The following is a 21,415-nucleotide window of genomic DNA, read 5'->3' as shown; positions in this document are numbered from 1 at the left end:
TTCGGGATGGCCCCTTTCGGGATATTCGGGCGGATGGCCGAAGCCCTCTCACCATGACGGCAAATGCGGTTCACTGAGCGGCTAACGCCGCCAACCTGGCTGTCTTGAGGGCGTCACTTGGTAGCGGCGGCGTTGGCGCGCGCCTTCTTCTTCTCGTAGCGGGCCTGCATGCGCGCCTCGCCTTCCTTGCTGCCGTCGTGGAAGGTGCCGAGCCAGCGGTCGAAGGGGATCAGGCCGTCGCCGTAGTTCACCTCGAAATATTTGTGATGCAGGTAGTGGATGTAGGCGTGGCTATCGACGGTCCTGTCCTCGGTCAGTTCCACCTTGTCGAAGCCGACATGGCCGGGAATGGCGCCGAAGCCGGCATAGTGGAGCTGGTAGAGCGCCAGCAGCGGGTTCGACGGAATGACCAGGTGCCAGAAGGCGACGCCGAGATAGCCGAGCTGCTCCACCGGATGCATCGACAGCGACGACCAGGGCGACGGGTTGACCGAATTGTGGTGCACCGAATGCACCCATCTGTAGAGCGGCCCCCAATGGATCGCCCGGTGCAGCATGAAGAAATGCGTCTCATGGATGATCGGCACCACCAGGGCCAGGCAAAACAGATAGACCGGATGCTCGGCGACGGTCAGCCACGGCACGTAGCCATTGGCGTAGACGTAGAGGATCGTCACCTCGATCGCCGTCCAGATCGGCATGCCGGTGCCGAAGGTGCGCAGCATGTTGTCGATGTTCTGGTTCTCGAAGAAGAAGGCCTTGCTCTTCTGCTCCGAGGGCCATTTGCCGTTGTATTTGAAGCGGTTGCCCTGCGCTCTGAAAATGTAGAGTCGAAGCTCGAAGACGCCGAAGAAGACGAGCAGCGCCGCGCAGTTGACGAGGAACAGGCGCAGGATCCAGCCGACGGAGAGCGTCTTCATCACCTCGACGTCCGGCAGCACGTAGCGCCACCAGACAACGGCCGTGACGGCGAAGAGCAGGTTGTAGGGCAGGAAGTAATGCGGCAGCCACTTCAGCACCGCCAGCGGGCGCGGCGGAAAGACGAAAAGCGGCGCGGTGCCGGCCGGTTCGTTGGGAGCCCAGTCGCCCCGTTTGTTGCGCGTGCCGAATTGCAGGTCGTCCATGGCTGGTCTCACAAGGGCTTGGACAGGGTGAGGGATTGAGACAGGGTGAGGGATTGAGACAGGGTGAGGAAGCGGTCATAGGCGGCAACGTCCATGTCCACCTGGTGCTCCGCTTCCGGGTAACTGCCCTCGGCGACGTCGCGCCCGAAGGCGCGGAAGGCGGCGATGCGCTTTTCCTGCAGCTCGGCCTCCAGCGTCACGAAGTCGGCATAGCGCTTGGCGTGGCGCGGATAGTGGCCGGCATGGGTGCCGAGCACGTCGCAGGAGAACAGATACTGCGTGTCGCAGGCGGTGCCGCAGCCCATGCCCATGGTGATCAGCGGCGTCGAGCGGGTGATGTGTTCGGCGACGCGCACCGGCACCACCTCGACCTCGATGCAGGCGGCGCCGGCATTCTCCAGATCCTTGGCCGCGCGCAGCACCCTGAAGGCTTCCTCGGCCGTGCGGCCGACGGCGCGGAAGTTCGTCCAGGTGGCGCGATTCGGCACCAGGCCGACATGGCCGGTGACCGGAATGCCTTCTGCCGCCATGGCCTCGATGAAGCGCGGCGAATGCGAGCAATAGACCGCATCGGCGCCGCGCTTCATCATGGCGAAGCCCAGCCGCACCGCCTCATCGGGCGAAGCGACCGCGCCATGCGGCATGCCGACGGAGAGGAACGCGTGGGGCGCCGCCTGGCGAATGGCTTCCAGATTGTGGTCGGGCTCGCAGGAGAGGATGACGATGTCGCAGGCGACCGCGGCGGCCGCCTCGGCCGGCGTGTCGACATGCAGCTGCAGCCATTTCCTGCTGCCCTTGGCGCTCTGCAGATCGTAGGCCGTGAGCCGTCTTGCCACTGGTGATCCTCCGTTCGGCGGGCGGGACGATCGCAGGCTGGAAAAGCTCCCCCCTCACCCTCTCCCCGGTGGGGAGAGGAGCCACAGCGTCGGTGCCGGCCCTCTTCTCCCCTCGGGGAGAAGTGGCCGCGCTGCGGCCGGATGAGGGGGAGAGCCCGATCGTCTCCCGTCCGCGGACGAGTTAGCACCGCTATTGGTGCGATGGCTCGCGCTACCTTGATCAAATCAGATCAAAGGTTCTCGGCGGTGAAGGTAACGAAGCGGATCGGCGGGTTGTCGACCGGCAGGTCGTGCAGGTTGAGCGCGGCGAGCACCAGGTCGATGGCGCGGCGCGCCTGCGCCTCCGGCGCCTGGTCGAGCACGACATCCATCGTGCCTTCGCTCAGGCCGCGGGCGCTGCGCTCGGTGAGTTCGTGGCCGACGAAGAATATCTCGCGGCCGCACGGGTGGCGGCGCAGCACCTCCTTCAGCGCGGTATTGGCGCCGCCGGCGTTGTAGAGGCCGGCAAGGTCCGGCCAGCGCTTCAGCGCCTCGTGGAGCTGCTCGGCGTTGCGGTCGCCGTCGTCGAAACCGAACAGGGCGGCCATGGGCTCGAAGCCTTGGCCTTCATCGATCAGATAATCGAAGAAGCCGCGCACGCGGTCGCGGTGGACGCGGTAGATCTGGCTGTGGCAGATCGCGACCACCTTGCCCGGGCGGCGCTGCATGCGCGCCATCAACAGCCCTGCCATGCGGCCGGCGGCATAGTTGTCGATGCCGACATAGGTGCTTCTGGTGCCGGAGATCTGGGTGACGATCTGCACCGTCGGCACGTTTTCCGCCTCGAGTTTCCGCAAGGCGGTGCTGACAAGCGGATGATCGGGCACAGCGAGGATAAGGGCAGCGCGCCGCATCTCGGGTTCAAGGATGCGTTTCGCGATCGCCGCCGGATTGGCCTCGTCGAGAAAGGTACGGTGCACCGCGATCGTCCGGTCGAGCGTGGCGGCAATGCGCTCGAACGCGCGCGACAGCCGCGCAAAGAAGGTGGCGTCGGGCCTGACCAGGATCACCTCGATGCGGATGACGCCGCGATGCGCCTCCGGCAGCCGGCGCGGATAGTCGAGCGAGCGCGCCGCCGCGACGACCTTCTCGACGGTCCCGGGCCGCACCCCGCCCCTGCCGTTCAGCACGCGCTCCACCGTCGCCGTGCCGACGCCGGCCCGGCGGGCGATTTCGAGGAAGGTGGGCTTTGGAATGGGTGGGGCTCCGCTTGTGATTGGGACGACAAAGTAGCCAGGGGCAATTCGATTTCCAAGGTTGGTGTTCCTTCGCGCCCCCCTCTGTCCTGCCGGACATCTCCCCCACAAGGGGGGAGATTGGCAGCGTCGCCGGAGGTGCCATTCCTGCCACGTTGGCGGTTGACGAAAGCCGGCGCGACATCCGATCTCCCCCCAAGTGGGGGAGATGTCCGGCAGGACAGAGGGGGGCGCCGTAGAGTAGAAGCATTGGCGAAACAAACATCAGTCCCACCGCTCGAGCATGCCGCATTCACCCTTGCCACCCAGACACCGCGACAATGCGAGATCGATGCGCAAGGTCATGACCGACGCGGAGCTGAAGCTCTGGAACGAACTTCGCGCGCATCGGCTGATGGGGCTGGGCTTCCGCAGGCAGTTTCCGGTCGCAGGCTACATTGTCGACTTCGCCTGCCCGCAGAAGAGGCTGATCGTGGAGGTGGATGGATCGCAGCATGGCGATGCTGGGCGTGCGGTTGCTGACGAGGTCAGAACCGATCGCTTGGAACGGGATGGCTGGATCGTCCTGCGCTTCTGGAACGACGATGTCCTCCGCGACATCGACAATGTCTGCCAGCACATTGTTATTGCGGCAGGAGTGGCTGGGCCGCCTTGAGACGCCGGCGGGACAGCGCCCCTCTGTCCTGCCGGACGTCTCCCCCACGAGGGGGGAGATCGGCAATGCGGCGGCTTTCGCTAATCGGCAACGCGGTCCCCGAGCGAGCGGGTGCTGGTGTCGGTGCTCGCCATCGATGACGCGGCATACGGCGAGAATCCGGCCGAGCCGCACGCGGACATTGTGCGCGACGAACTGCTGCTTGCCGGTGGCACCGAGATCAGGCGGTTGCGCGGCAGGGTGCTTGCCGTGTTCCAGCGGCCGACGCGATCGATCCAGTGCGCGATGGCGATCGGCGAGCGGCTGAAGCCATCAGCCAACGGCGTTCGCGCGGCAATCCACGTCGGCGAGTGCGAAGCGCGCGGCGAGGATTTCTCCGGCATTGCCATCGAGGTCACGTCGCGGCTTCTGGATCATGCCCGCCCAGGTGAGATCATCGCATCGCGGACCGTGCGCGACCTGATCGTCGGTTCCGGCTTTTGCTTTGAAGAGCAAGGCGAGATGAAGGCCAGCGGCCTGCCGGGCGCGCTGCAGTTCTTTTCGGTCAGCGGAGCGCCGGCGGGTTCCTGACCTGCCCTGCGGAATTTGGCGACGGCCGGTGCGACGTCCAATCGCCAGCATAGGCCACGGAACCAAACTTCCCACTGCTACTTACCTTTGCGGTGTCGGACCGACCCGGCCAGTGCGCCGGGCCGCCGGCCTGATGCGGAGGCCGTTGGCGATGCCATCCGGACGGGTGGAGGCGGATTTGGCAGTTGAAAATGTGGCGGGTGCGAAGAGCGGCATTCGCCTCACGGTGATTGTGGTAGCGGCGGTGCCGCTGCTGTTTTTGTTGAGCGGTCTTGCCATCCGCTATTCGGCATTCGCGTCGGTGTCGCCGGATCCGAGCCTGACGGCCTATGTCCGCGCCTTCTGCAAGTGGGATTGCAGCTGGTATGTGGACATTTCCGAGCAGGGCTATGAGCGCTTTCCCATTCCGGGCCGCAGCAATGTCGGACGCTGGGGATTCTTTCCGCTCTATCCAATGCTGGTGGCGGCGGTCCGCTCGGTTCTTCCCTTCTCCACCATCGCGATCGCGACGGCGGCATCGCTGGCATGCGGCTATCTCTCGTGCCTGGTGGCCTGGCCGCTCGTGGACAGGAACATGCGGGCCTATGTGCTCTATTGCGCCTTCCTGCTCAGCGGCCCGTTCTCCTTCTATTTCGCCACCTTCCTCACCGAGCCGCTCTTCGTGCTTTTGACGTCATGCCTTTTCCTGGCGCTCAAACGCGCGAACTATCTCGCGGCGGGGCTGGCTTGCGCCTTGCTCTCGGCAACGCGGGTCGTCGGCGTGCTGGCCGTGTTCGCGATCGTCATCCGCATGTTCGAGGAGCATCGCGCCAGGGGCGGGTCGACTATGAGCTTTCCACGCTGGCTGCTCGGCCGGCCGGATCTCATCATCGCCATACTGATCTCGCCCGCCGGGCTGTTCGCCTACATGCTCTACCTTTACCTCACCGTCGGGGACGGCTTTGCCTTCGTCCATGTCCAGCGCGCATTCGGGCGCGTGGCGGGCAATCCGCTGCTGTTCCTCTGGGACGGCCTGGCCTATCACCCCAAGCCGGGCTGGCTGCCGACCGCGCCGCAATGGAGCGCGTCGACGGCAATCCTGGGGCTGGCGCTGTCGGCCGTGCTGGCGGCGCGCAGGCAGTTTGGCGCGGCCCTGTTCTGCGCCATGGCCCTGATCCTGCCTTTGACCTCGAACCTGGCTTCGATGGTGCGCTATGTCGTCGGCCTGGCGCCACTGACGATGATGACGGCGGTGCTGCTGTCGGCTTGGAAGGCGACATTGGTCGCGGCGCTGATTGTCTTCCTCGTCACCTGCTACTTCATGACCGTGGCCTGGCTTGGAGGCTATCTTGCGCTTGTCTGAGCTGACGAACTCGGCCAGGCCGGCAATCCTGGCCGGCGGCTATGCGCTGGCGGGCGCGCTTGCGGCGGCCGAAATCGCCATCCTCGCGCTTGCCCTCACCCCGAATGTCAACGACGACTACCGCGCCTATTACGTCGACAAGACCACCACCTGCCTCAACCGCGACGCCATCGCGCGCTACACGCCGGACCGGACCGTGTCGTTCCGCTCCGACGGGGCCACGGAAACAGCCGGCATGAGGGTCTGCGGCTGGTCGGGGCCGGTGGCCGACGGCACCCATTCGCTGGGCGAGACCTCGCGCCTCAGACTCGCCCTGCCGCCGCCGCGCGACGGGCTGCGGGCGACGCTGGAGCTCGCCGCCGTCATCCGTCCGTGGCGCAGCTCGCAACGGGTCGTCATTTCGGCGAACGGCGTCGAGGTGCACCGAGCGACCGTGTCGGGCACCGCGCCCATGACGGTGACCTTCGTCATCCCGCATGCCGTGCTGGCCGGCAAGGCGACGCTGGACATGGCCTTCGACTACCCCGACGGCGTCCCGCAAAGCGCCGATGCGAGCAACATCTACAACCGCGCCATCAAGCTGCAATCGTTCCGGCTGGATGCGCTTTGAAGCCTCGCTCAGGCCGGCCCGTCATCGCGGCGGCGCCGCTCGGCAAACACCCAACGGTCGAGCACCAGAAGGTTGAGCGCCGGGATGGCCAGGCAGGTAAGGAGAACCGGAACGGCGAGGGGCAGGCCGAGCGTCACCGTCAGCAGCCACGGCGCCGCATAAGCCAGGGCGAGGCCGGCAAGCGTCAGCAGCACGAAACGCGGCACCTGCGAACGGTGCGGCCCCGCCGACATGAAGGTGAAGGATCTGTGCGCCAGATAGGAAAACAGGGCGGCGGCCGCGTAAGCCCAGAGCGAGGCCTCGACCGGCGCTAGGCCGAGCCATTCCGATCCGGCAAAGACTGCGGTCAGGACGGCATAGAGGATCGTGGCGACAAGCCCGACCGAAGCGAAGCGCGCCAGGAGCTTCAGGCCGCCGGCAAGACGATGCTCAGGCACGTCCGACACAGGCATATTGCGCTCCGAGCGGCAGGGCGGCGAGCGCGCGCTCCAGCTTGCCGGCCAGCGGCCTCGTCGACGGCAGGAGCAGGAAATGCTCGGCACGCACGTCGCGGAAGCCCGCCTCAGCAAGCAGCGATGACGCCTTGCGGGCGCTGAGCAGGACGGCGTCCTTGTCGAACGGGCACCTCAGCACCGCCATGCGCGTCAGCGGGTTGTAGGGATTGTGCTCGATGATGCAGGCAAGGCCGCCCCGCCGCACGACGCGCCGCATCTCGCGCAGGAATTCCAGCCACGACGCAGGCGGCACGTGGTGAACGACGCAACTGGCGAAGGCCAGGTTGAACGTGCCGTCCGCGTAAGGCAGGCGCGCGGTGGCGCACGTGCTGTAGGCGACATGCGGGTTCTCCCTCTTGGCGCGCGCGAGCGACTCCTGCGACACGTCGCAGCCGTCGAGGCGATCGAAGACACCGGCGAGATGCGGGTGAAGCGAGCCCACGCCGCAGCCGACATCGAGCGCGCGCACGCCTGCCCCGCCGCGCCGAAGATCCTGCTCGACGATCAGGCGCCGCAGAAGCTCGGCCTTGGCACGCAGGAAGAAATCATGCTGAAGCCCGGAGAAGCGGATCGAGCCCTCGACCGCCTCGCCGTAGCTGGACCTATAGCTGTCGAAGAGCTCGGACATCCGTCGTCACCCCGTTGCCGGACTTGCGAAACGATGCGCGCTTGTCGCGGGGGGCGATGCGCATTGGACGGTCGAAACCGCTCAGCCTTTCGACGACATAGAGCGGGCGCCGTTTCACCTCCGCGTGGATGCTGCCGACATAAAGCCCGATCACGCCGGTCATGAAGAGATTGATGCCGATCAGCAGCGACACGATCACCACCGTCGAGGTCCAGCCGGCAATCACGCCGGCTTCGAGGATCCAGGCCAGGATGGCATAGGCGCCGAACACCAGGGCGAGAGCGGAAATCGCCAATCCGGTGAACAGCGCCAGCTGCAGAGGCCGCTCCGAAAAGCTGATGATGCCGTGCATCGCAAGCCGCATCATCTTCCACAACGGGTATTTGGTTTCGCCGAGCGTGCGCGCCGGGCGCTCGAACGGCACCGCCGCCTGCTTGAAACCCATCCAGCCGAACATGCCCCTGACGAAGCGGTCGTGCTCGGGCATGCGCTTGAAGGTGTCCAGCGCCTTGCGGCCGACGAGGCGGAAGTCGCCGACATCGCGCGGGATGTCGACAGGCGTCATGCGCTCCAGCACACGGTAGAAGAGGCTGGCGGTGAAGCGCTTGAACCAGGTCTCGCCCTCGCGCCTGACGCGCCTGGCGTAGACGATCTCGAAACCTTCCTTCCACTTCGCCACGAGATCCAGAACCACCTCGGGCGGATCCTGCAGGTCGGCATCCATGACGATGACGGCCTGGCCGGCGGCGGCTTCCATGCCGGCGGTGATGGCGATCTGATGGCCGAAGTTGCGGGAAAGCTCGATCAGGCGGAAGCTTGGTTCGGCGGCGACCATGCGGCGCAGGTAGGGCACGCTTCGATCGCTGCTGCCGTCGTCGACAAAGATGACCTCGGTCTCTCCGTCCAGCCGCGCGACCAGCGCGCCGATGCGCTCGACCAGCCGGGGCAACACCTCTTCCTCATTGTATATCGGCAGCACCAATGAGTAGCGTGGGGACGGTGCCCGCGTCCGGATGCGCTGGACAGCTTCTTGCATTCGGTTGCAATGGAACACCCGCCACAAGGTTCCATGAACAAACACTAATTTGTGTATTAGGGCGCGCGCTCGGAGTTGCCGGGGCGGCCAAGCCGCATCGAGACCCCGCCGCCAAGAACGTCGCAGCTGCTTTGACCGTGCAAGTCATGCGGCAACCGCCGGATGACTCGTCTGCGGAACAACTGCACGGCTTCGCGGTTTATACATTAGCAGAGACTAATGAAATGCTGTTTGCCCTGGGTAGTGCTCCTTCGGTTGCTGTTCTCGCCGCCAGAAACGTCGACGCGGAAATTCTTGGAGTGATCGACCTCACCAACAACGCCGAAGCCCAGATCGGCACCATCAGCTTAGGACAAGCCATTCAGTTCGTAGCCAACGCCTCGGTGCTTGGATACGACGTTCGCGCTGCGATGGTCCGCTACGGCGAACTGGGAACGCCGAGCCTTCGGGTCGGAGATTGTGAGCAGCTGTGGTCGCAATTTGGTTCAGCCCTGCTCGAGCCCGACATCACCTGACTTGCAGGACAAGCTTGACGTGAGTCGCAGCGACGCACGCGCTCCTGCGTCGCGATCCACTCAGGAGGGCTAAGGGATTCTGCAGTCCGGCCCAGAAAGAATAGGGCGACCGATCAGCGCGGGGTTGGGGTGGGGGGAGCAGCCGTCGGTCACCCAGGAAAAGGGGCCTTGAAATCAAGAAAAAGCAGGCCCTACAACGAATTATGCCATGAACCTCTGAGGATGGATATAACATTTGCTAGCTGTCGAGGCTGATCGCGCCGGCGTTGCGGGCTCAGGGCAAGTCGGGCTGCCGGGCCCGGCCATGCGCCGAAGGCTCACCAACGAGCCGGATAAAGGAACCGGCGCACCGCCTTTGCGAAGCCGGAGAGCGCTTGGGTCTGGAGCCCCAACAGCGCTCTGATCTTGGCGACGGACATGGGGGAGCATATCCGGGCGGTGCTCGGCGACCCCACATATTGGTCGCCGGAAGGTCGCCCAAATGCCGCCCCGTCGGGCGCGGCTCTCGGCTTCGGCTGTGATTGATCGGTTACTGCCCCCCGGCCTTCCTGAGCAACCGCGACAGGTGCAAGCGATGAAGCGCCTGCATATCCTCGAGCAGATGGAGAAACTCCATTGCCTGGGTCACCGGCAAACCCTCGTGATCAAGATGCCTGATGAGGCCGAGCTGACGGCTTATGTGCCGCTCGCCCAGTTCGACGTGTCGTTCCACCATGCGAATTTCATCCGCCAGTGCCATCGACGACAACGTCATTGCCAGAGAGCCGTTCCCCCCGGGCTGCACCGGGGCTGCACCGTCTCTCGCCCAGGAACTCCACGGGGCCTGTTCAAATGCAGCAGGCGCCGCACTCGCGTGCGGGATGTGCAGCGCCCGGCTTAAAGCGCGTCGCGCTGAAACGGATTCAGGCGATGCGCTTCAAGTCTTTGTTTTAAGCATGTCGTTGCCCCAGAACCGCTGTACACTTCTGGGCACGCTCCAAGCCGGTCATGAGCGTCTCATGCTGCGGGGGCCAATCGTGCAAAGGACGGCTGGCACCCAAGCGCCAACTAGCCGCGCGGTCTGATTTTCGGGGCCGGCAAGCTTTCACACGGATTTGCGGCCAATCTGGCCGTCCGCCAATCTCGCAGCGACAGAGATTTCTTTCTCCTTGCCAGTGCCTCGCTGCGATCGGCATCAGCGGCCAATCGGCCTCCCATCGCAGCGATCACGTAGTCGGCTCTGTTCGTTCGGTAGTCTTCCTTTTGGACAGCCATCGTTTCCTCCCGGGTGTCCGCGGGCCTTTCCCTCCCTTGAGGCTCGACGGAGTCACTAGCTGCCGATCTGCAGCAAGAGTCTACAAATTGTGGATTGTACTAAAATGATACAGCCGCCACACGCCCCAGCATGCGACCAGGCCCACGCGATCCCGCAACAGGCCCTTATTGGATATCCAACGGGGCAGTGGAAGCCGGCCGCGCGATCCTACTTGCCGTTCGAGGCCAGCTTCTCGATCCGTCCTCTGTCCAAACGGAACACGCCGTCCGTCCCGCCTTGCAGCTCAAAGTCAGTCTGCAGCTCGTCCCAGGTGCCGAGATACTTGCCGCAATCGGCACAATGGATCGGAGTGGTGGGTTCAGCATCGGCCGGGATCTGCAGACGGACGGTGCCGCAAAAGGGGCATTCCAATTTGTGGTCCAGATACTGGCCGGCCATGCCCGGAAGCATTGCGCAATTGAGCCGGGGGCGCAAGCGGGGATGCCTGTTGTGCGTGGGCTCACATCGTCCTGTGGGTTCACAACTTCGAGAGTCCCTCAAGGCGCGATCAGCGGCGCGCTATCCCCCCGCTCCGAAGCGCAAGCCATCCATCAAGAGCCTCACCAGGCGCCCCGACCGCTCGCGCCAGTCGGAGGTGTTGGGGGCCGAGTAGATGCCGCCCAACGCATGGAGCACATCGGAGGCATCGATGTCGGCGCGGATCCTGCCGGCGGCGGCGGCTCGTTCGATCAGGCCCTTCAGTGCGCCGGAGACGCGGCCGGAGGTGTCGGAGAACAGCGTCGCGTTGGTGGTCAGCAGGAGGCGAAGGCTGGTGGCCAGCCCGCGCTTGGTGGCGATGTAGTCGACGAAGCGCTGCATCCAGAGCTCCAGCGCGATATCGGCCGGATGCGAGCGGGCGAGTTCGTCCGCCGCCTGGCAGAGCCCTTCCACCTCGCGGCGGTAGACCACCTCGACCAGATGCTCGCGCGTCGGGAAATGCCGGTACAGCGTGCCGATGCCGACCCCTGCCCGCTTCGCGATCTCCTGCAGCGAGGCGTCGACGCCGTGTTCCGCGAAAGCCTGCGCCGCCACCTCGACGAGCGTGTCGCGGTTGCGCCGCGCATCGGCGCGCAGCGGCTTTGGCGCTGACGCGTCGGGCCTCTCTTCGGCGGGGGCTGGCGGCTGGTCGGACAGTTTTTTCTCCACGCTGGCATTTCGGGGGTTGAACCAATGCGGTCCAGCCCCCACGTAAATAAACGGAGGCGCCTCCGCTTTAGTGGAGTGCTCTTATCATATAATCAGGGGAAGCGATATGTCACGTGGTGAACGACGGAGAGCTTTCGCTGAACGATGGAAGTGCGGGGGGCATTCCGCGACGTCCCTAATTGGTCATCCTAGGGCGAAGCAAGGAGCGCAGCGACGCGGCGCAAACCCTAGGATCCATGCTGTTACCTTCGGGCGCCGCAGCGTGCAGAATTCTGGCCCGCCGCGTTCCTCGACAAGCGTCACGGAATGGATCCTCGGGTCAAGCCCGAGGATGACGAAGGAAGGGGACGGGACAGCGCCCCCTCTGCCCTGCCGGGCATCTCCCCCTCGAGAGGGGAGATTAGCAGCTTCGACGCCTTGCCCCTCACCTGCCCAGCCCCATTTCCCTCCCCCTAGCGTCCAGCAATCGGAGCCCGACGCCCCATGACAAGTCAAATCCATACTGGCCAAATCATCATCGATCCTCCTGAAGACGGCCATTTCAGGAACGGCCAAGCCGCCGACGGCTCAACCCAGCCCAGTCCGACCACGCTTTCCATCCATCTCGCCATCAACGGCCGCGACCATGCGCTCGACATCGAGCCGCGCGTTACGCTGCTCGACGCGCTGCGCGAGCGGCTTCATCTGACCGGCACCAAGAAGGGCTGCGACCAAGGGCAGTGCGGCGCCTGCACGGTGCATGTCGACGGCCAAAGGGTGCTCGCCTGCCTGACGCTGGCCGCACAGGTCGAAGGCCGCGCGATCACAACCATCGAGGGACTGGCCGGCGAAGACGGCACGCTCAATGCCGTGCAGGCCGCCTTCCTCGAGCAGGACGCCTTCCAGTGCGGCTATTGCACGCCGGGCCAGATCATGTCGGCGGTGGCCTGCATCCGCGAAGGCCATGCCGGCTCCGATGAGGAGATCCGCGAATACATGGCCGGAAACCTATGCCGCTGCGGCGCCTATCCGCACATCGTCGCCGCCGTCCGCCAGGCCGCACAGGAGCTCCGCTCATGAGAGATTTTTCCTACCTCCGCGCCGACAGTGTCGAGGCCGCGCGCAACGCGGCGGCGCTTCCCGGCGCCATGCTGCTTGCCGGCGGCACAACGCTGGTCGATCTCGCCAAATGCGGTGTGGTCGAACCGGCGACCGTTGTCGACATCAGCCATATCGAGGGACTCGACGCCATCGACGTCAGCGCCGATCGTGCGATCATCGGCGCGCTGGCCAGAATGAGCCATGTCGCCGACCATGCCGGGGTGAAGAGCCATTTCCCGGCCGTCTCGGAGGCGCTCTGGCAGGCGGCCTCGGCGCAGCTGCGCAACATGGCCACCATCGGCGGCAATCTGATGCAGCGCACGCGCTGTCCGTATTTCCGCGATCCGCAAAACTTCGCGGCCTGCAACAAGCGCGCTCCGGGCAGCGGCTGCTCGGCGATCGGCGGCGTGACGCGCGGCCATGCGGTGCTCGGCGTGAGCGAGGCCTGCATCGCCACCTATCCGGGCGACCTGGCAATCGCACTGGTCGCCTTCGACGCCGAGGTCGATCTCGGCGAGCGCAAGCTCAAGGTCGAGGACTTCTTCCTGGCGCCGGGCGCCACCGCCGAGCGCGAGCACGACATCCGCCCCGGCGAGGTGATCACGGCCATCGAGATCCAGGGCTCGGCCGCGGCCCGGCGCTCGACCTATCTTAAGGTGCGCGACCGCCAGTCCTATGAATTCGCAGCGGCCAGCGCGGCGGTCGGGCTGGAGCTCGAAGCCGACGGCCGCACCATCCGCGACATCCGCGTCGCGCTCGGCGGCGTCGCGACGAAACCGTGGCGGGCGCGCGCGCTCGAGGAAGCACTGACGGGCAAGCCACTCGATGAAGACACCGTGCGCAAGGCGAGCGAACTCGCCATGGAGGGCGCCGTCGACCATGGCGCCAACCATTACAAAATCGCGCTGGCGCCGCGCGTCATCGCGCGCGCCATCCTCAAACTGGGAGAGACGGCATGACCGTTCATGAGATGAAACACGCCGCCTCGGACAGCGCGCGCCTCGAAGCGGTCGGCGGACGGCTGTCGCGCGTCGACGGCCCGGCCAAAATCACCGGTGCGGCGCATTACGCCGTCGAGCAGCAGCTCGAAGGGCTGGCGCATGCGGTGCTGGTCGGCGCCACCATCGCCGCCGGCAAGGTGACAGCCATCGACGCCCGCGCGGCCGAGACGGCGCCCGGCATGCTCGCCGTGCTGACGCCCGACACCATCATGGAGCTGAAGGGCGCCTCGGACTGGCTGGGCAATCCGCCGTCGCAGCCGACCTACGCACCTTTAGCCCGCGAGGTCACCTTTTCCGGCCAGCATGTCGCGGCCGTGGTGGCCGAGACCTTCGAGCAGGCGGTGGCGGCGGCAGAACTGGTCAAGGTCAGCTATGACGAGATCCCGGCCATTGTCGACCTCAGCGACGGCACCGACGGCATTCCGATCGACGCCATGACCAAGGAATGGGGCGACGCCGAAGCAGCCTTCGCCGCCGCGACGGTGCGCGTCTGCGCGGCCTACAACACGCCGCGCGAATTCCAGGCGGCGATGGAGCCGCACGGGCTGATCGCGCGCTGGGAAGGCGACCAGCTGACCATCTGGGAGCCGAGCCAGTGGCTCGACGGCATGGCGCGCACCTATGCCGAATGGTTTTCCGTGCCGTTCGAGAATGTGCGGCTGGTCTCGCCCTATATCGGCGGCGGCTTCGGCTCGAAAGCGCTGGCGCTCGCGCACAGCGCGGTGGCGGCGGCGGCGGCGAAGATGCTGAACCGGCCGGTGAAGCTGGTGCTCAACCGGCCGCAGAATTTTACATCCTATGGCGGCCGCGCCGCGACCCGCCAGACGGTGGCGATCGGCGCCGACACCAACGGCCGCATCCAGTCGATCGTGCATCGCGGCGTCAACGAGACGGCGGTCGACGGCATGTGGGTCGAGCCGCTCGGCTCCGTCACCTCGATCATGTACGCCACGCCCAACTTCTCCTCGAAGCAGAATGTGGTGCGGGTGAACACGGTGGTGCCGGGAGCGAAGCGCGCGCCCGGCGAGAACCCGAGCGCCTTCGGCATCGAATGCGCGATCGACGAGCTCGCCTATGAGCTCGGCATCGATCCGCTGGAGATGCGGCTGATCAACTATGCCGAGCAGGATCCGCACGCGAAGAAGGCGTGGTCGACCAGGCAGCTGCGCGAGGCTTTCGCGGCCGGCGCGGAAGCCTTCGGCTGGGCGAAGCGCTCGCCCCAGCCGCGCTCGATGCGCGACGGCCACCAGCTCATCGGCTGGGGGCTGGCGGCCGGCACCTATCCGGTGCGGCGCGCCCATGGCGAGGCGGTGGTGAAGATCCTCGCCGACGGTTCGGCCGAGGTCGAAAGCTCCTCCATCGACATGGGCCAGGGCACCTACACGATCCTGGCGCAGACCGCGGCCGAGACGCTCGGCGTGCCGGTGGAGCAGGTCTCGGTGAAGCTCGGCGACTCGCACTTCGCCCGCGCCGGGGTCACCGGCGGCTCGCGGCTCGCCGGCGTCATGACCGGCGCCGTCCACAAGGCGGCGGGCCAGGCGCTGGACGAGCTGATCGGGCTGGCGCTCTCCGATCCGCATTCGCCCTTCAAGGGGCTGCAGGCGAACACGCTTCAGGTGAAGAACGGCCGCATCGCCTCGCCGCGCGGCGAAGGGCCGGAGCTGACGATCGCCGAGCTGATGAGCGCCCTTGGCCGCGAAAGGATCGAGGCCAAGGGCGACACGATGCCGGCCAACGCGACGCCGCAGGAGCGCTACAAGAACTACACCACCATCGCCATGGCGCTGCCCCACACCGAGGGCGACTATTCGCGTCATTCCTGGTGCGCGCATTTCGTCGAAGTGCGCGTCGACAGGGACTTCGGCACGGTGCGCGTCTCGCGCGTGGTGTCGGCCCTGGACTCGGGGAGGCTCTACAACCCGAAGCTGGCGGAAAGCCAGTGGAAGGGCGGCATCATCATGGGCATCGGCCAGGCGCTGCTCGAAGAAGGCATCGTCGACCGCCGGCACGGCCGCATCGTCAACGGCAACCTCGCCGACTACATGCTGCCGACCAATGCCGACATCCCCGATATCCAGACGATCTCGGTCGGCATCCCCGACCCGCATTCCTCCGCCCTCGGCGGCAAGGGCGCCGGCGAGCTCGGCATCGTCGGCGTCGCGCCGGCGATCGCCAACGCGGTTTTCCACGCGACGGGCAAGCGGGTACGGGATCTGCCCATCACGCTGGAGAAGTTGATTTGAGGCGGCCCTTGGAGCGCGTGATCTCCCCCCTTGCGGGGGAGATGCCTGGCAAGGCAGAGGGGTGCGAAGGAACGCAGCCTCTCGTCTTCGTCATCCTAGGGCGGAGCAAGGAGCGGAGCGACGCGCGCAGACCCTAGGATGACGAAGGAGAGTGAGGCCATCTCCCCCTCGAGATGGAAGATCACCTGCCCTGCCCCTTCAGGAACTGGCTGAGCAGATCCACCGGCAGCGGGAAGACCACGGTCGAGGAGCGCTCGCCGGCGATGTCGTGCAGGGCCTCGAAGTAGCGCAACTGCATGGCCTGGGGCTCGGCGGCCAGCATGCGGCCGGCCTCGACCAGCTTGGCGGCGGCCTGCTGCTCGCCATCGGCGTTGATGACCTTGGCGCGGCGCAGCCGCTCGGCCTCGGCCTGCTTGGCGATGGCACGGACCATGCTCTCGTTGAGGTCGACATGCTTGATCTCGACATTGGACACCTTGATACCCCAGGCGTCGGTGCGCTGGTCGAGGATGTCCTGGATGTCGCTGTTGAGCTTGTCGCGCTCGGCCAGCATCTCGTCGAGCTCATGCTTGCCGAGCACCGAGCGCAGCGTGGTCTGGGCCAGCTGGTTGGTGGCGGTCATGAAATCCTCGACCTGGATGATCGCCCGCTCGGCGTCGACGATGCGGAAATAGAGCACGGCGTTGACCTTGACCGAGACATTGTCGCGCGAGATGACGTCCTGCGGCGGCACGTCCTGCACCACCACGCGCAGATCGACCCGCACCATCTGCTGGATGAACGGCACGAGGATGATGAGGCCGGGACCCTTGACCCCGGTGAAGCGGCCGAGCGTGAAGACCACGCCGCGCTCATATTCCCTCAGAATGCGGATGGCCGCCGACAGGAACATGATCACTGCCACCGCGATGACCAGATAGGCCACGTAACCGACCATCATTTTACCGCTCCGTTGCTTTGCGCGCCGCGACGCCGCACCGTCAGCACGAGTTCGCTGACGCCGATCACCTCGACCTCGTCGCCAGGCGCCAGCGGTCCCTCGGCCCGCGCCCGCCAGCGCTCGCCCAAGGCCAGCACATGGCCCTCGCCGCCCTGCCAGTCGAGGATCTCGGCGGAAACCCCGCGCATGGCTTCGCCGCCGATGCGCGGCGGGTTGCGGCGCGCCGCCCAGAGATAGCTGCCGGTCAACAGCGCCAGCCCCAGCGTCAGCGCCGCGGCCGGCGCGGTGACGGCCCACGACATGGCGAAGCCGGGCCCCTCGACCTTGAGCAGCATGGCCGAACCGAGCAGGAAGGCGGCCACGCCGCCCAGGCCCAGCACCACGGTGGGGTTGAAGGCCTCGACGATCAGGAAGGCGACGCCGAGCAGCATCAGCGCAAGGCCGGTGTAGTTGATCGGGAGCAGGTTGAGCGCATAGAGGCCGAGCACGAGGCAGATCGTGCCGATGACGCCGGGCGCCACGGCGCCCGGGCTGGTGAACTCGAAGATGATGCCATAGACGCCGACCAGCATCAGGATGACGGCGGTGTTCGGGTCGGTGATGACGGAGAGCAGCCGGATGAACCAGCCGGGCTCCAGCGTCTCGACGGCAAGGCCCTTGGTCGCCAGCACCACCTTCCTGCCTGCCACTTCCACGGTGCGGCCGTCGGCCAGTTGCAGAAGCTCGGCCGCGTCGCGGGCGACGATGTCGATGACGTGTTCCTGCAAGGCGGCGTTGGCCGACAGGCTCGCCGCCTCGCGCACCGCCTTCTCGCCCCAGTCGCCATTGCGTCCGCGCAGCTCCGCCAGCGAACGGATGAGCGCAACCGCGTCATTGGTCGCCTTCGCCATCATGGCGTCGGGGGCCGGCTTGCCGCTGCCCTTGTCGTCCTTCTCGCCGCCCGGAAGCGAGGGCAGGCCGCCGAGCTCGACCGGCGTCGCCGCACCCAGATTGGTTCCGGGCGCCATCGCCGCGACATGGGTGGCGTAAAGAATATAGGTGCCGGCGCTGGCCGCATGGCCGCCGGCCGGCGCGACATAGCCGATGACCGGAACCGGAGAGGCCAGGATGTCGGCGATCATCTCACGCATCGAGGTGACCAGGCCGCCCGGCGTGTCGAGCTGAAGGATGAGGACTGCGGCATTGCGCCTGGTGGCGACGTCGAGCGCCTCCTCGAGCTGCCTGGTGCTAGCCGGCCCGATCGCACCATCGACGGCGACGCTCAGGGCGATCTTCTCCGCCGCCGTTCCGGGCGAGGACAAGGGGAAACAGACGGCGGCCGCGAAAGCCGCTGCGAGAAGGGCCAGCCGCGCGAGTCTCACGCTAAAAGCTCCGTGGATTCAATATGGGGTTGTGCCGAGGCGAAGTCCAATGAGGACGTGCGGTGGAAGGGCGAAGGCGGCGGCCGCTGCCGATCTTGCCCAGGCCGGCGCGAGGCACCCCCCTCTGCCCTGCCGGGCATCTCCCCCTCAAGGGGGGAGATTGGCTGTATCGGCGCCGCGCCTAGCCTTCTAGCGCTGGAACATGGCGAAAGCGGCGGAGCGAATAATCTCCCCCCTTGAGGGGGAGATGGCCGGCAGGGCAGAGGGGGGTGCCTCGCGCCGACGCCTCACAATTCTCTATCCACAAAGCTCGCTCACCGGCTTTCGCCAATCTCTGTATGATCCGACAGCTTTAGTGGGGGACGATCATGAAAAGCGCATTGGCGAAATTCATCACGGCTGCCTCTGTGGCCGCTCCATTTTTCACCACCCAGTCCGCCAACGCCGCCGCCTGCGCCTGGTCCGCCAAGATGGAAGAGGACGAGGGCGGCAGCGTGCTCACCGCCTCGGTCTGCGGCGGGCCGCGAGGCGACGCGCATCTGATGCTGACCTGCTTGCCCAAGCCGGTGCTGAGCTACGATCTTGGCGCCTCGGGCCCGCAGCTCGAACCCGGCATCAGCGGCTCCTTCACCTTCAAGGCCGGCGACAAGAGCCTCACCAAGAAGCTCGAGCTCGAGGCGATGTACAATTACTTCACCTCCGAGCTGAGCATAGACGACCCACTGCTCGCCCTGCTGCGCGGCAAGGGCGAGGTCACGGTTTCCGCCGACAGATATGGCGAGGCGCGCTTTCCGCTGGCCGGGTCGAGTGCTGCCATCGGCAAGGTGATGGCCGCGTGCGGGAAAGGTTCGGGCGGCGAGGCCGATTGAGGCTGGCTGATCTCCCCCCTCGAGGGGGGATTAGCGCTGCCCTCACGATTCCACGCTCGTTTCGACGCCGGCTCCAACGCTGGCTCCCTCGCCCTTGCCTCATTGTCCTTCCATCGACGGCGCGAATGGTCGCGTCGCAATTTGATGGAGACGACGATGACGACGATGGATCATGCGCATTACGAAACCGGCCGCGCGGGCTTCGGCCTTGCCGGCTCTGCCGGCCGCCTTTTGCGGCTTGCCTATTACGCCATGAAGATGCGCAGCGAGCGCGCCGCGCTGCAGGCGATGCCGGATCACATGTTGAAGGACATGGGCATCAGCCGCTCGCAGATCGACCGCTACACCACCGCGCAAGGCGCGCTAACCCAGGCCGACAGGATGTTCGGCTGAGGCGGCGCGCCCACCTGGAAATGAAACGCGCGATGCAATTCCACGGCGCGCGTATCGAAAATTCCACGCTGGCACCCACTCTCGCTCAAACGCCTCGGCGCCAAGACTGCATGGTCACGGCAACCAAGCCGCAAACGACCCAGGGAGAAGAGAAATGCAACCCAACACCAAACCTGCACGCGTTCCGCTCAACGGCGTAGACACGCCGAACCTGCTCGCCACGATCAACTTCGTCGCCGGCCAGCCGGAACTGGCGAAGTTCCAGTTCCGCGCCCACAATGAATGGGTCGAAGGCACGCACTCCAAGAGCGTCATGCATGGCTTCCACGGCGCCGGCCAGGAGCAGAAGCACGAGAAGCCCTTCTATGCCGACAGCGACCATCCGGCGATCCTGTGCGGCGCCGACAATGCGCCGACTCCGGTCGAATGGCTGCTGCACGGGCTGGCGAGCTGCCTGATGGCGGGCCTCGCCAACATCGCGGCGGCGCGCGGCATCAAGCTGACCAAGGTCAAGTGCTCGGTCGACGGCGACATCGACCTGCGCGGCATCCTCGGCATCTCCGACGAGGTGCGCAACGGCTTCCAGAACATCCAGGTGTCGTTCGAGGTCGAGGGCGATGCGCCGGCCGAGAAGCTCACGCAGCTGGTCGAGCAGGCCCGCGCCCGCTCGGCGGTATTCGACGTGCTGACCAACGGCGTGCCGGTCACGGTCGGGATCAAGACCATCCAGTGATCCTATGACCCACGGAGGGAGACGGGCCCTACCCCACCCACCGTCTCCCTCCCAGCCAACGGAACAGAGCCATGAAACGCGCAGACGTCGTCATCGTCGGCGGCGGGCAGGCCGGGCTTGCGCTCAGCCATTGCCTTGGCCGCAGCGGCATCGACCACGCCGTGCTGGAGCGCGGCCGCGTCGGCGAACGCTGGCGCTCGCAGGCCTGGCGCTCGCTCAGGCTGCTGACGCCGAACTGGCTGAACGCGCTGCCCGGTTCCCCTTATGCCGGCCCCGACCCCGACGGTTTCAGGACGAAGGACGTGTTCGTGCATGACCTCGAAGCCTATGCAAGCCGCTGGCAGGTGCCGGTCGAATGCGGCGTCGAGGTACTTTCGTGCCGGCGAAACGGCGCCGGCTTCGCGCTCGCCACCAGCGCCGGGGACTGGTCGGGCAAGGCCGTGGTGGTGGCGACCGGCCATTGCGACCGGCCGCTCGTCCCCTGCGCGCCCGACATGATGGGCGGCCCGCTCACCATCCATGCCTCGCGCTATTCCTCCCCTGCCGAACTGCCGCCCGGCGGCGTGCTGGTGGTCGGCGCGTCCTCCTCCGGCGTGCAGATCGCCGACGAGTTGGCGCGTGCCGGCCGCCGCGTGCTGCTCTCGGTCGGCAAGCACACCCGCCTGCCGCGGACATGGCGCGGCAAGGACATCTTCTTCTGGCTCTGCGAGATGGGCTTGATGACGCAGCGGCTCGAGGCTCTCGCCAATCCCGAAAGCGCCAGGCGCCAGCCGTCGCTGCAGCTCGCCGGCCGGCCGGACGGGGCCGATGTCGACCTTGCCACGCTGCAGGGGCTCGGCGTGGAGCTGACCGGGCGTGTGCAAGGCATTGCCGATGGGGCAATCGGCTTCGCCGACGATCTCGGGGCCCAAGTCGCGGCGGCGGAGGTGAAGCAGGCGCGCCTGCTCGCCGAGATCGACCGTTTCGCCGGCGCGGCGCGGCCGATGCGCCGCGAGCCGGTCAGGGTTCCCTCTTCCCATGCGCGGCGGCTTTCGCTGACCGACGGATCGATCGGCACGGTGATCTGGGCGACCGGCTATGCCCGCTCCTTCGATTGGCTGGAGCCGCAGGCGCTCGGGCCCGACGGCGAGATCGCGCATCGCGACGGCGTCACCAGCGTGCCCGGCCTCTATGCGCTCGGCTTCCGCTTCCTGCGCAAGCGCGATTCCAACTTCATCGGCGGCGTCGGCACCGACGCGCAGGCGATCGCCGCCGAGATCTCGCTCTATCTCGACCGCAACAGCCGCCAAGCCGCGTGAAGAACGCCGCGT

The 21,415-nt window shown here is 66.3% G+C and carries 23 protein-coding genes; 12 read left to right on the top strand and 11 right to left on the bottom strand.

Annotated elements, in window-relative coordinates:
- Positions 1-113 precede the first annotated feature (113 nt).
- The 3 genes from EN818_RS26650 to EN818_RS26640 form a co-directional block, all read right to left on the bottom strand.
- A complete protein-coding gene (locus tag EN818_RS26650) occupies positions 114-1,124 on the bottom strand; it encodes a sterol desaturase family protein (RefSeq protein WP_095807675.1) in 1,011 nt (336 codons plus the stop codon).
- An 8-nt stretch (positions 1,125-1,132) separates the two neighbouring features.
- Positions 1,133-1,960, bottom strand: a complete 828-nt coding sequence (locus EN818_RS26645; RefSeq protein WP_095807676.1) for a 3-methyl-2-oxobutanoate hydroxymethyltransferase — start codon at positions 1,958-1,960, stop codon at positions 1,133-1,135.
- Positions 1,961-2,190: 230 nt separating this feature from the next.
- Positions 2,191-3,195 (bottom strand): LacI family DNA-binding transcriptional regulator, encoded by a 1,005-nt coding sequence (locus EN818_RS26640; protein ID WP_189523849.1) that lies wholly within the window; start codon positions 3,193-3,195, stop codon positions 2,191-2,193.
- A gap of 283 nt (positions 3,196-3,478) precedes the next feature.
- On the opposite strand from EN818_RS26640, the gene EN818_RS26630 reads away from it, so the two are divergent.
- The 4 genes from EN818_RS26630 (at position 3,479) to EN818_RS26615 (ending at position 6,372) form a co-directional block, all read left to right on the top strand.
- Positions 3,479-3,850 carry a DUF559 domain-containing protein gene (locus tag EN818_RS26630; RefSeq protein ID WP_095807677.1) on the top strand — a complete coding sequence of 124 codons (372 nt, stop codon included), beginning with the start codon at positions 3,479-3,481 and terminating at the stop codon, positions 3,848-3,850.
- A 117-nt stretch (positions 3,851-3,967) separates the two neighbouring features.
- Positions 3,968-4,420: a hypothetical protein gene (locus EN818_RS26625; protein ID WP_129552823.1), complete on the top strand. Its 453-nt coding sequence runs from the start codon at positions 3,968-3,970 to the stop codon at positions 4,418-4,420.
- Between the two features lie 178 nt (positions 4,421-4,598).
- On the top strand, positions 4,599-5,762 hold the full coding sequence (locus EN818_RS26620) for a hypothetical protein (RefSeq protein WP_095807733.1): 1,164 nt from the start codon (positions 4,599-4,601) through the stop codon (positions 5,760-5,762).
- Positions 5,755-6,372: a hypothetical protein gene (locus EN818_RS26615; protein WP_245420427.1), complete on the top strand. Its 618-nt coding sequence runs from the start codon at positions 5,755-5,757 to the stop codon at positions 6,370-6,372. The genes EN818_RS26620 and EN818_RS26615 overlap by 8 nt, the downstream gene beginning before the upstream one ends.
- Positions 6,373-6,380: 8 nt before the next feature.
- Here the strand turns inward: EN818_RS26615 and EN818_RS26610 are convergent, their stop codons facing one another.
- Genes EN818_RS26610 through EN818_RS26600 form a run of 3 tightly spaced genes read right to left on the bottom strand, consistent with a single transcriptional unit; the run spans position 6,381 to position 8,530 of the window.
- Positions 6,381-6,824 (bottom strand): GtrA family protein, encoded by a 444-nt coding sequence (locus EN818_RS26610; RefSeq protein WP_095807680.1) that lies wholly within the window; start codon positions 6,822-6,824, stop codon positions 6,381-6,383.
- On the bottom strand, positions 6,802-7,494 hold the full coding sequence (locus EN818_RS26605) for a class I SAM-dependent methyltransferase (RefSeq protein ID WP_095807681.1): 693 nt from the start codon (positions 7,492-7,494) through the stop codon (positions 6,802-6,804). The genes EN818_RS26610 and EN818_RS26605 overlap by 23 nt, the downstream gene beginning before the upstream one ends.
- Complete coding sequence (locus EN818_RS26600) at positions 7,469-8,530, bottom strand: glycosyltransferase family 2 protein (RefSeq protein WP_095807682.1); 1,062 nt, start codon at positions 8,528-8,530, stop codon at positions 7,469-7,471. Before EN818_RS26600 ends, EN818_RS26605 begins: the two co-directional genes overlap by 26 nt.
- Before the next feature lie 131 nt (positions 8,531-8,661).
- On the opposite strand from EN818_RS26600, the gene EN818_RS26595 reads away from it, so the two are divergent.
- Positions 8,662-9,045 carry a hypothetical protein gene (locus EN818_RS26595; RefSeq protein WP_245420428.1) on the top strand — a complete coding sequence of 128 codons (384 nt, stop codon included), beginning with the start codon at positions 8,662-8,664 and terminating at the stop codon, positions 9,043-9,045.
- Between the two features lie 529 nt (positions 9,046-9,574).
- Here EN818_RS26595 and EN818_RS26590 read toward each other — a convergent pair.
- From EN818_RS26590 to EN818_RS26575, 3 genes are all read right to left on the bottom strand, one after another.
- The gene (locus EN818_RS26590; protein WP_095807683.1) at positions 9,575-9,799 is read right to left on the bottom strand and encodes a hypothetical protein; all 225 of its coding nucleotides are present in this window, start codon (positions 9,797-9,799) and stop codon (positions 9,575-9,577) included.
- 708 nt (positions 9,800-10,507) lie between these two features.
- On the bottom strand, positions 10,508-10,738 hold the full coding sequence (locus EN818_RS26580) for a hypothetical protein (protein ID WP_095807735.1): 231 nt from the start codon (positions 10,736-10,738) through the stop codon (positions 10,508-10,510).
- Between the two features lie 120 nt (positions 10,739-10,858).
- The gene (locus EN818_RS26575; protein WP_095807736.1) at positions 10,859-11,473 is read right to left on the bottom strand and encodes a TetR/AcrR family transcriptional regulator; all 615 of its coding nucleotides are present in this window, start codon (positions 11,471-11,473) and stop codon (positions 10,859-10,861) included.
- A 609-nt stretch (positions 11,474-12,082) separates the two neighbouring features.
- Here EN818_RS26575 and EN818_RS26570 point away from each other — a divergent pair.
- Genes EN818_RS26570 through EN818_RS26560 form a run of 3 tightly spaced genes read left to right on the top strand, consistent with a single transcriptional unit; the run spans position 12,083 to position 15,809 of the window.
- Positions 12,083-12,544 (top strand): (2Fe-2S)-binding protein, encoded by a 462-nt coding sequence (locus EN818_RS26570; protein WP_348627020.1) that lies wholly within the window; start codon positions 12,083-12,085, stop codon positions 12,542-12,544.
- Positions 12,541-13,524, top strand: a complete 984-nt coding sequence (locus tag EN818_RS26565) for a xanthine dehydrogenase family protein subunit M (protein ID WP_095807686.1) — start codon at positions 12,541-12,543, stop codon at positions 13,522-13,524. The genes EN818_RS26570 and EN818_RS26565 overlap by 4 nt, the downstream gene beginning before the upstream one ends.
- Positions 13,521-15,809 carry a xanthine dehydrogenase family protein molybdopterin-binding subunit gene (locus EN818_RS26560; protein ID WP_095807687.1) on the top strand — a complete coding sequence of 763 codons (2,289 nt, stop codon included), beginning with the start codon at positions 13,521-13,523 and terminating at the stop codon, positions 15,807-15,809. Before EN818_RS26565 ends, EN818_RS26560 begins: the two co-directional genes overlap by 4 nt.
- A 181-nt stretch (positions 15,810-15,990) precedes the next feature.
- Here the strand turns inward: EN818_RS26560 and EN818_RS26555 are convergent, their stop codons facing one another.
- Positions 15,991-16,749, bottom strand: a complete 759-nt coding sequence (locus tag EN818_RS26555; RefSeq protein ID WP_095807688.1) for a slipin family protein — start codon at positions 16,747-16,749, stop codon at positions 15,991-15,993.
- Positions 16,746-18,110: a nodulation protein NfeD gene (locus EN818_RS26550; RefSeq protein WP_095807689.1), complete on the bottom strand. Its 1,365-nt coding sequence runs from the start codon at positions 18,108-18,110 to the stop codon at positions 16,746-16,748. Before EN818_RS26550 ends, EN818_RS26555 begins: the two co-directional genes overlap by 4 nt.
- A gap of 368 nt (positions 18,111-18,478) precedes the next feature.
- Between EN818_RS26550 and EN818_RS26540 the strand changes: the two genes are divergently transcribed.
- From EN818_RS26540 to EN818_RS26525, 4 genes are all read left to right on the top strand, one after another.
- The gene (locus tag EN818_RS26540) at positions 18,479-18,979 is read left to right on the top strand and encodes a hypothetical protein (RefSeq protein WP_245420429.1); all 501 of its coding nucleotides are present in this window, start codon (positions 18,479-18,481) and stop codon (positions 18,977-18,979) included.
- Between the two features lie 156 nt (positions 18,980-19,135).
- Positions 19,136-19,372, top strand: coding sequence for a DUF1127 domain-containing protein (locus tag EN818_RS26535; protein ID WP_165349864.1), 237 nt, complete (start codon positions 19,136-19,138; stop codon positions 19,370-19,372).
- A 154-nt stretch (positions 19,373-19,526) separates the two neighbouring features.
- Positions 19,527-20,105 carry an OsmC family protein gene (locus EN818_RS26530; RefSeq protein ID WP_095807691.1) on the top strand — a complete coding sequence of 193 codons (579 nt, stop codon included), beginning with the start codon at positions 19,527-19,529 and terminating at the stop codon, positions 20,103-20,105.
- A gap of 71 nt (positions 20,106-20,176) precedes the next feature.
- Positions 20,177-21,403, top strand: a complete 1,227-nt coding sequence (locus EN818_RS26525) for an NAD(P)/FAD-dependent oxidoreductase (protein ID WP_095807692.1) — start codon at positions 20,177-20,179, stop codon at positions 21,401-21,403.
- Positions 21,404-21,415 lie beyond the last annotated feature (12 nt).

The organism is Mesorhizobium sp. M3A.F.Ca.ET.175.01.1.1 (genome assembly GCF_004791945.1).
GTDB lineage: Bacteria > Pseudomonadota > Alphaproteobacteria > Rhizobiales > Rhizobiaceae > Mesorhizobium.
This window is presented reverse-complemented; position numbering and strand designations above follow the sequence as displayed.

What these genes read in the sequence shown, in the direction of transcription:
- EN818_RS26650 (WP_095807675.1), bottom strand. Translation starts at nt 1,124, where the DNA reads ATGGACGACCTGCAATTCGGCACGCGCAACAAACGGGGCGACTGGGCT.
- EN818_RS26630 (WP_095807677.1), top strand. Translation starts at nt 3,479, where the DNA reads ATGCCGCATTCACCCTTGCCACCCAGACACCGCGACAATGCGAGATCG.
- EN818_RS26610 (WP_095807680.1), bottom strand. Translation starts at nt 6,824, where the DNA reads ATGCCTGTGTCGGACGTGCCTGAGCATCGTCTTGCCGGCGGCCTGAAG.
- EN818_RS26605 (WP_095807681.1), bottom strand. Translation starts at nt 7,494, where the DNA reads ATGTCCGAGCTCTTCGACAGCTATAGGTCCAGCTACGGCGAGGCGGTC.
- EN818_RS26600 (WP_095807682.1), bottom strand. Translation starts at nt 8,530, where the DNA reads ATGCAAGAAGCTGTCCAGCGCATCCGGACGCGGGCACCGTCCCCACGC.
- EN818_RS26590 (WP_095807683.1), bottom strand. Translation starts at nt 9,799, where the DNA reads ATGACGTTGTCGTCGATGGCACTGGCGGATGAAATTCGCATGGTGGAA.
- EN818_RS26580 (WP_095807735.1), bottom strand. Translation starts at nt 10,738, where the DNA reads ATGGCCGGCCAGTATCTGGACCACAAATTGGAATGCCCCTTTTGCGGC.
- EN818_RS26565 (WP_095807686.1), top strand. Translation starts at nt 12,541, where the DNA reads ATGAGAGATTTTTCCTACCTCCGCGCCGACAGTGTCGAGGCCGCGCGC.
- EN818_RS26560 (WP_095807687.1), top strand. Translation starts at nt 13,521, where the DNA reads ATGACCGTTCATGAGATGAAACACGCCGCCTCGGACAGCGCGCGCCTC.
- EN818_RS26555 (WP_095807688.1), bottom strand. Translation starts at nt 16,749, where the DNA reads ATGATGGTCGGTTACGTGGCCTATCTGGTCATCGCGGTGGCAGTGATC.
- EN818_RS26540 (WP_245420429.1), top strand. Translation starts at nt 18,479, where the DNA reads ATGAAAAGCGCATTGGCGAAATTCATCACGGCTGCCTCTGTGGCCGCT.
- EN818_RS26535 (WP_165349864.1), top strand. Translation starts at nt 19,136, where the DNA reads ATGACGACGATGGATCATGCGCATTACGAAACCGGCCGCGCGGGCTTC.
- EN818_RS26530 (WP_095807691.1), top strand. Translation starts at nt 19,527, where the DNA reads ATGCAACCCAACACCAAACCTGCACGCGTTCCGCTCAACGGCGTAGAC.
- EN818_RS26525 (WP_095807692.1), top strand. Translation starts at nt 20,177, where the DNA reads ATGAAACGCGCAGACGTCGTCATCGTCGGCGGCGGGCAGGCCGGGCTT.